This window comes from Nostoc sp. LEGE 06077, assembly GCF_015207705.1.
GTDB lineage: Bacteria > Cyanobacteriota > Cyanobacteriia > Cyanobacteriales > Nostocaceae > Nostoc_B.
Genome location: NZ_JADEWI010000114.1, coordinates 1 through 5,780, shown reverse-complemented (window position 1 = coordinate 5,780; position 5,780 = coordinate 1). Strand labels below are relative to the sequence as shown.

The 5,780-nt window shown below is 41.8% G+C and carries 10 protein-coding genes; 2 read left to right on the top strand and 8 right to left on the bottom strand.

The genetic code is table 11. From position 1 onward, the window contains the following. Positions 1-186 precede the first annotated feature (186 nt). The 8 genes from IQ244_RS31985 to IQ244_RS31950 all read right to left on the bottom strand — a co-directional run bounded on the left by IQ244_RS31985 (position 187) and on the right by IQ244_RS31950 (position 3,881). Entirely contained in the window at positions 187-645 is a 459-nt protein-coding gene (locus IQ244_RS31985) for a DUF1392 domain-containing protein (protein WP_193900679.1), read from the bottom strand. Next, a complete protein-coding gene (locus tag IQ244_RS31980; RefSeq protein WP_193900678.1) occupies positions 642-896 on the bottom strand; it encodes a hypothetical protein in 255 nt (84 codons plus the stop codon). Before IQ244_RS31980 ends, IQ244_RS31985 begins: the two co-directional genes overlap by 4 nt. 3 nt (positions 897-899) lie before the next feature. Further along, positions 900-1,292, bottom strand: coding sequence for a hypothetical protein (locus IQ244_RS31975; protein WP_228059303.1), 393 nt, complete (start codon positions 1,290-1,292; stop codon positions 900-902). A gap of 722 nt (positions 1,293-2,014) precedes the next feature. After that, complete coding sequence (locus IQ244_RS31970; protein WP_193900677.1) at positions 2,015-2,212, bottom strand: hypothetical protein; 198 nt, start codon at positions 2,210-2,212, stop codon at positions 2,015-2,017. 21 nt (positions 2,213-2,233) lie between these two features. Then, a complete protein-coding gene (locus tag IQ244_RS31965) occupies positions 2,234-2,431 on the bottom strand; it encodes a hypothetical protein (protein WP_193900676.1) in 198 nt (65 codons plus the stop codon). Then, positions 2,424-2,747: a hypothetical protein gene (locus IQ244_RS31960; RefSeq protein ID WP_193900675.1), complete on the bottom strand. Its 324-nt coding sequence runs from the start codon at positions 2,745-2,747 to the stop codon at positions 2,424-2,426. The genes IQ244_RS31965 and IQ244_RS31960 overlap by 8 nt, the downstream gene beginning before the upstream one ends. Before the next feature lie 48 nt (positions 2,748-2,795). Further along, positions 2,796-3,107, bottom strand: a complete 312-nt coding sequence (locus IQ244_RS31955; RefSeq protein ID WP_193900674.1) for a hypothetical protein — start codon at positions 3,105-3,107, stop codon at positions 2,796-2,798. A gap of 93 nt (positions 3,108-3,200) precedes the next feature. After that, positions 3,201-3,881: a hypothetical protein gene (locus IQ244_RS31950; protein WP_228059302.1), complete on the bottom strand. Its 681-nt coding sequence runs from the start codon at positions 3,879-3,881 to the stop codon at positions 3,201-3,203. A gap of 80 nt (positions 3,882-3,961) precedes the next feature. Between IQ244_RS31950 and IQ244_RS31945 the strand changes: the two genes are divergently transcribed. Then, positions 3,962-4,198 carry a helix-turn-helix domain-containing protein gene (locus tag IQ244_RS31945; RefSeq protein WP_193900673.1) on the top strand — a complete coding sequence of 79 codons (237 nt, stop codon included), beginning with the start codon at positions 3,962-3,964 and terminating at the stop codon, positions 4,196-4,198. A gap of 123 nt (positions 4,199-4,321) precedes the next feature. After that, on the top strand, positions 4,322-5,278 hold the full coding sequence (locus IQ244_RS31940) for a hypothetical protein (RefSeq protein WP_193900672.1): 957 nt from the start codon (positions 4,322-4,324) through the stop codon (positions 5,276-5,278). The last annotated feature ends 502 nt before the right edge of the window (positions 5,279-5,780 follow it).

Below are 5,780 nucleotides of genomic sequence, written 5' to 3'. Positions count from 1 at the left end.
TATCTAACGCTTTGATAATAGCCATATCACTTACCCCAGCTAATCTGGCTGTTGCCCGAATACTGGCCTTCCCTTGTCCATTGGGGTCAACAGAAATCTCTTGTTTAATCTGTTCGATAATTTGGGCTACTTCAATCTGTGACATAGTTTTATTTGTGTGATGAGTACAAAGTGTTGTGTTTGGAGTTAAACATTCACCCGCACTAAGTCTTCTTCCCGCGCCAAAGAAAAGCGATTGGTGGTGATGAGTGGTTGTTTAAAAGTAGGTAATGCCAATTCCACCAGATAGAACCAAGACTTTTCGATTAACTCAATCCCCAGAATTAGCCTTTGCTTTGTGCCGTGATTGGGAATTTTCAACAGTACGCGCTCTCCCAACACGAAAGAAGGTTTTTTCACAGTTCTGGGTTGTATATTACCCGTGGCAATAATTTGATGTTTAGTTACATAAATGAAATCATTTTTGATCTCAATAATGTAATTCCAGCAATCGTCATACCACTGCACACCCAAGCAGTAGCCGAATGTCCTATTGGGTTTGAGGTAAACTTTCTCTAACACATTGACTTCAACAGGTGGAATAGCTTGTCCCCAAGGTGGGGATAAAAACCAGCATCTTTCTAAATCTGTAATTTGTTCTTTCATACATTCTTTCCTAATAAATAATTGATGGCTTGAGTATCAATGGCAGCAATTCGTTTTCTAATTTGATGTGGTGGATGTTCTAAAAACTGTTTGAGATTTCCCGGTTTCACCTGATAGTATTTGGGACAACTTTGATTTGCCTTGAGCCAGCCTCTTTGAATCCAATGGCGAACAGTTAATAAATTCAGAGATAGAATACTGGCAATTTGATGACAGGTATAATTTTCTGGACTTGTTAAAGTTTTAGTCATGCTTTAGTTCCCTACAAGATAGTTAATAGCTTCAGGATCAAGAGATGCGATGCGTGCTTTGATAGGGTGTGGAGGATTTTTTAGGAACTCTTTAAGATGCCAAGTTCTAACTTGATAACAGCTTGCATAACGTTTATTTGCCTTAAGCCAACCGCGCTTGATCCAACGACACAAAGTAGATAAACTCAAGCAAAGGACGTTGGCAATTTCTTGGCAGCTATAGTTATCAAGTGTGGGACGTGTAGAATAACCCAAACGATTTAATTTCAACTTAATTGCCATAGTTGAACGATGATAACCTTGCCTTTTTAACATCCTGGCTATCTGCTCTTTGGTGTAAAAATCAGCCTTTTCTTCAAGAATGGCAATCTCTTCTTTAGACCATTTAGCACTCATTTTATTACCTCCAACTTTTCATCTGACCAAGAGAAAAAGTGTTGTGAGAATATTAGGTTGTTTATGTTGCTTGAACTTCGCTAACAATTCGTGCGCTGATTGATTCAAAATCGACTTGGGAAATATTCAAATCAGTCTGCATTTGACCACTGTTGTAAAGGTCTACTATTTGCTGTTTAACAACGTCCTGAGTTAGACCATCAAACCAATTCGCAATTACAAATTCGCAATTCGCAGTTAATAAAGTATGTATTTAGCTATGGAATAGAACATTAATATTGAATGCTTTCTCATAATTCCCATTAAGGAGTTGTGTGTTACAGGAATTAATTGTGGTTCCTTTCACAATTGCGAATTGCGAATTGCGAATTGTAAATTGATTGGGGTGAGCTTCACTTGTAATTTTCTCGACTACGGTGACAATGACTTTCATAAGATAAACCTGTATAGTTAATCGAGGTAGATAGGAATAAAAAGAGACATGGGTGCAGAATGTAAAATTTGAGGGTGATGTATTCTTACTCCTGCCCCAAGTCTTTTTTCTTTATTTCAAGCTGCTCCAGCCCTTGATGCTCATAGATATTAGACCTAGTTTGATTTCGTTACTCATTCCTTAACCTCCAAACTTACGGAATATGTAACAATTGGTTTGTTGTAGAAATATCTACTTAATTCCCTTAGCAATTACCTGAATGCAAATCCTTGTTCAGGCAATTGCTTTCTCAATCTGAACTCTCAGTTAAAACTAAAGGCTGTTGATTATCTTCTAGTTCGCATTTCAAATACGACAGTGCTGTTTGAGCATCACCGATTGTTAGGTCAGGGTGATAATCAAGTGCTTGATAATCTGGGTGTAGTTCAATCTGAGATATCAGATATTTGGCAGATTCAACTAATAGCAATAAATCTGGTAAATCCATTTGAGTCACTTCCCTGTTTAGTTAAAACTTCTCGACAACTGCCAACAAAAAGCCGTGTCCAGTATTTTTGATTTGTACTAATTTCTTGTCCAACAAATGCTGAATGATGGTTTGCGAAAACTGAATCCTGTGCAGAGGAAGTGAACCACCACTTTTTCGCAGCGATCGCAGTAGTCTTACAGCAGTTCTTTCCACGTAACAATCGACAACTTTAGCCATCGTTTGAACCTCCAATTGCTGCCAACTGCTGTTGAATAGTTGTGATGCGCTGTTGATACTGCTCAAGTTCTTCTTGTAGTACTTTCTGAAGTTTGGATGTAGATAGTGGCTTGAGTTCGTCATCAAAGTAGGAATGAAGTTCTTCAGAATTTTTGTTAGGAAGCACAATATATCGCCATCCATCTCCGTATTCTTCTGCTAGTAAAGTGCCGGGAGGGCAGTATTCAACGCCGACAATTAAACCTTGCTCTGTCCGTTGTCCTAACCAGAATTTTGGTGATTCCCAATCCTGGGGGATTGATGTACTAAATTGCATAGTTTCGTTAATGAATGAGGAGATTTTTGAATTGATTTGAGTTCGGATTTATGCTGCAATTTTTTCGTCAGTTTTGTTGGTCATACTTGCAGCCAAAAGAAAATCATCAAGTGCGATTACTGCGTTCAATGGCTTGGCGTACTGCTGATTATCGATTTCGTTTGACCAATAGGTTAAATGCTCGAAAACCAAACCCAACATCTGTTCACCCTGATAAATCCGGTAAATCCTGGGACAAACACCATTGCAGTAAACGAGTTTGTAACCGGGGATTTCGATTACCTCAGCATTTGGATGAGTTGGGGGCAAAAGTATTTTTTCGCAGCAATCCCCCCAATCAGTTTCTTGAAAGAAAGACATATTTGCTGTGTCTGTAGCGTGATTTGGCAATTTGTCATAGTTGTATGGCGATCTCCGTTAACCCAACAGCGATCGCCTTTTTTACTTGCGGTACTATGCAGCTACAGCCTGTCTAACACCCAAAAGTGCGATCGCCGCATCAATATCAACAGCCGTCCGACTGCCGCCTCCCAACTGGCTTATTCGGCTATACCACTGTCCTTGGAGGTTGCAGCCAACAAACCCTACACGCTGACGGTTGAGGTATAGAGTAGTGCTGAAGGAAAGCCAGTCTATTTCCCCGTGAGTTAAGCCGTATTTCTTACAAGCTGTTTCTAATTTTTCACTGAGGCGTTCATTCCGCTCTCTGGGTGTTTCAGGTAGTGTTGCTTTAACTTCTGCAACCCGTGAAGCAAACCAGTCTCGCTCAAACGCTAATCTTCCACCGTTAACCAACTGTACCCAAACAGTTATTCCACCTTCAATCCAGAGAGTGCAGATGGATTCGGGTTCTATTTGGATAATCTCGCTAATGATGCGACGGTCACGAGATGTTAGCGGATCTGTGGTTGGTGCTACCGCCTGTGCTTGCTCCGCAACGTACCCGTTCAGTTCGGCTTGAGCAATCGCTTGTTCGTCGGGGGCAATTCTTTTGAGTTGCGTTAGACCGCAATCGGTGGGCGGTTGCTGGGCGGAGGTTGTATGTGTCATGATGGGAATCTCCATGAATATGTGGGACAAAAGGCGATCGCGGAAGTTTGTCAGGCTCAGTCGGTCGTCTTTTGCTATTGTCATAATAACACGATACTAGTATCGTGACAACAGCTAAATGTTATCGTAGATTCGTGTTATCGTAGAATGGTAGTATTAGGAGCATGAAATTGCGAACCAAACTACCAGAGTTAATGAAGTCCAGAGGATTAGATCAAAAAACCCTAGCAGCTGCAACCGGGCTTAGTCCCACAACTGTAGGGAAGCTTTACCGTAGCCATTTTGACCGTATAGATAACCATACTGTCACGACACTGTGTAAATACTTTGGGTTAAGAAAGCTAGATGATTTAATCGAAATCATCTGGGAAGAAGATGATATGGAAGGTAGACAAGTTTGAGTGTAAATACTCAGGGATTGATGTTTTATCTTTTCCCTGAGTCTAATTAGAACTATCTATAAAGCTCAAATTCTCTCTAAATCGATTTTGAGCAAGTCCTACTAAAACAAAAGAGGTGGATAAATGAACCCCCCACCCCGCAAGCGCAACAAAGAATCCACCTCTGCCGCTTCCAGTACCAGTAATTCTCCAGAAGACCCAGCTTCAGCAACCATCGACATTCCCGCCGTCGAAATCCCCGAACTCACCCCAGAAGAACAAAGCGATCGCCTGCACCTTGAACGCAGAGTTGAGAGAGCATTTTTTGAGGCTGGCAAGGCATTGATGGAGTTGCGCGATCGTAGATTGTACAAATCCACTCATCGCACATTTGAGGAATATTGTCGGGATAGATTTGGATACACCCATCGCCGAGTCAATTATTTAATAGCTGGTTCTGTAGTATTTGACAACATAGCAATGGGAACAAATTGTTCCCAAAATGAGGGAGTGGATAAAACGGGAACAAATTGTTCCCAAAATGAAGAAGTAAACAAAACTCAAACAAATCGTTCACGAATCCTGCCGACTAACGAAGGACAAGTGCGCCCCTTGGCACAGCTAGAACCCCACCAGCAGATTAAAGTTTGGCAACGGGCAGTACAGGAGGCTGGTGGTAAAGTTCCCAGTGCCAGAATCGTAACTGATGTGGTGCAAAAAATTATGGGACGTACCAAAGTCCCCAACACTTACCAAATTGGCGAAGTCTGCCAGATTTTAGTCAAAGACAACCCTGATTTGCGGGGGAAAGGTGGCTGTTGGTGCATCGTGACTTATGTTAGTGAGTTTAGCTGTACGGTGAAAACTTGGGATTGCGAACTGACGGTTGGGGTACAGCATTTGAAGTCTTATGATTACTTGCCTCAAGAATGCCAGCAGATGCAGGAGATATGCGATCGCATTCGGGGGTTGCGGGAGAACGAGAACTTGGAAGAAGCTGGTAGGGCTGTGTTGAAATATCTGGGAGAGATGAAGCGACCGTATTTGACTGCGGTAGAAGAAAAGCTATTGAGTTTGATTGAGGAAGAATACACTCACTAATTGACGTGAACTGTGAAAAAACTCGACAATAGATGGACACTCATCTTATGATTGGGTAATCAGCTTGATGATTGTCGGGTCAAAGAGGGGTCAAAAACCCTAGGGACTCGTCAAAATCGCCAGAACCTTGATAATATAATAAATACAGCGTTTCGATAATTCTGAAAGTTGCAAATTACTTGCAATAAGCGGGGCTGGAAATGACCAAAATTTTCGACCCGTCAAATCCCGTACCAGGAAGCTTGCTCTGTAACAGTTTCAGCACCGAGCAGTTTCTAAACCCAATTACCCCGCAAGGGGACTGAAACATGCTAAGAATGTCTTGACCTTGAGAAAATGAAACTGTTTCTAAACCCAATTACCCCGCAAGGGGACTGGTGCGACTATCGGTTGCACGACGAGAGTGAGTATCTCAGAAATACTCCTGGCGAGTGTCAATGCCAGTACCCGCCCAAAGGGGCATTATAGGTAACTGTGATGTCTCAAAGCTAGAGGGTAAAAT

What these genes read in the sequence shown, in the direction of transcription:
- IQ244_RS31975 (WP_228059303.1), bottom strand. Translation starts at nt 1,292, where the DNA reads ATGAGTGCTAAATGGTCTAAAGAAGAGATTGCCATTCTTGAAGAAAAG.
- IQ244_RS31980 (WP_193900678.1), bottom strand. Translation starts at nt 896, where the DNA reads ATGACTAAAACTTTAACAAGTCCAGAAAATTATACCTGTCATCAAATT.
- IQ244_RS31970 (WP_193900677.1), bottom strand. Translation starts at nt 2,212, where the DNA reads ATGGATTTACCAGATTTATTGCTATTAGTTGAATCTGCCAAATATCTG.
- IQ244_RS31985 (WP_193900679.1), bottom strand. Translation starts at nt 645, where the DNA reads ATGAAAGAACAAATTACAGATTTAGAAAGATGCTGGTTTTTATCCCCA.
- IQ244_RS31945 (WP_193900673.1), top strand. Translation starts at nt 3,962, where the DNA reads ATGAAATTGCGAACCAAACTACCAGAGTTAATGAAGTCCAGAGGATTA.
- IQ244_RS31950 (WP_228059302.1), bottom strand. Translation starts at nt 3,881, where the DNA reads ATGACAATAGCAAAAGACGACCGACTGAGCCTGACAAACTTCCGCGAT.
- IQ244_RS31955 (WP_193900674.1), bottom strand. Translation starts at nt 3,107, where the DNA reads ATGTCTTTCTTTCAAGAAACTGATTGGGGGGATTGCTGCGAAAAAATA.
- IQ244_RS31960 (WP_193900675.1), bottom strand. Translation starts at nt 2,747, where the DNA reads ATGCAATTTAGTACATCAATCCCCCAGGATTGGGAATCACCAAAATTC.
- IQ244_RS31965 (WP_193900676.1), bottom strand. Translation starts at nt 2,431, where the DNA reads ATGGCTAAAGTTGTCGATTGTTACGTGGAAAGAACTGCTGTAAGACTA.
- IQ244_RS31940 (WP_193900672.1), top strand. Translation starts at nt 4,322, where the DNA reads ATGAACCCCCCACCCCGCAAGCGCAACAAAGAATCCACCTCTGCCGCT.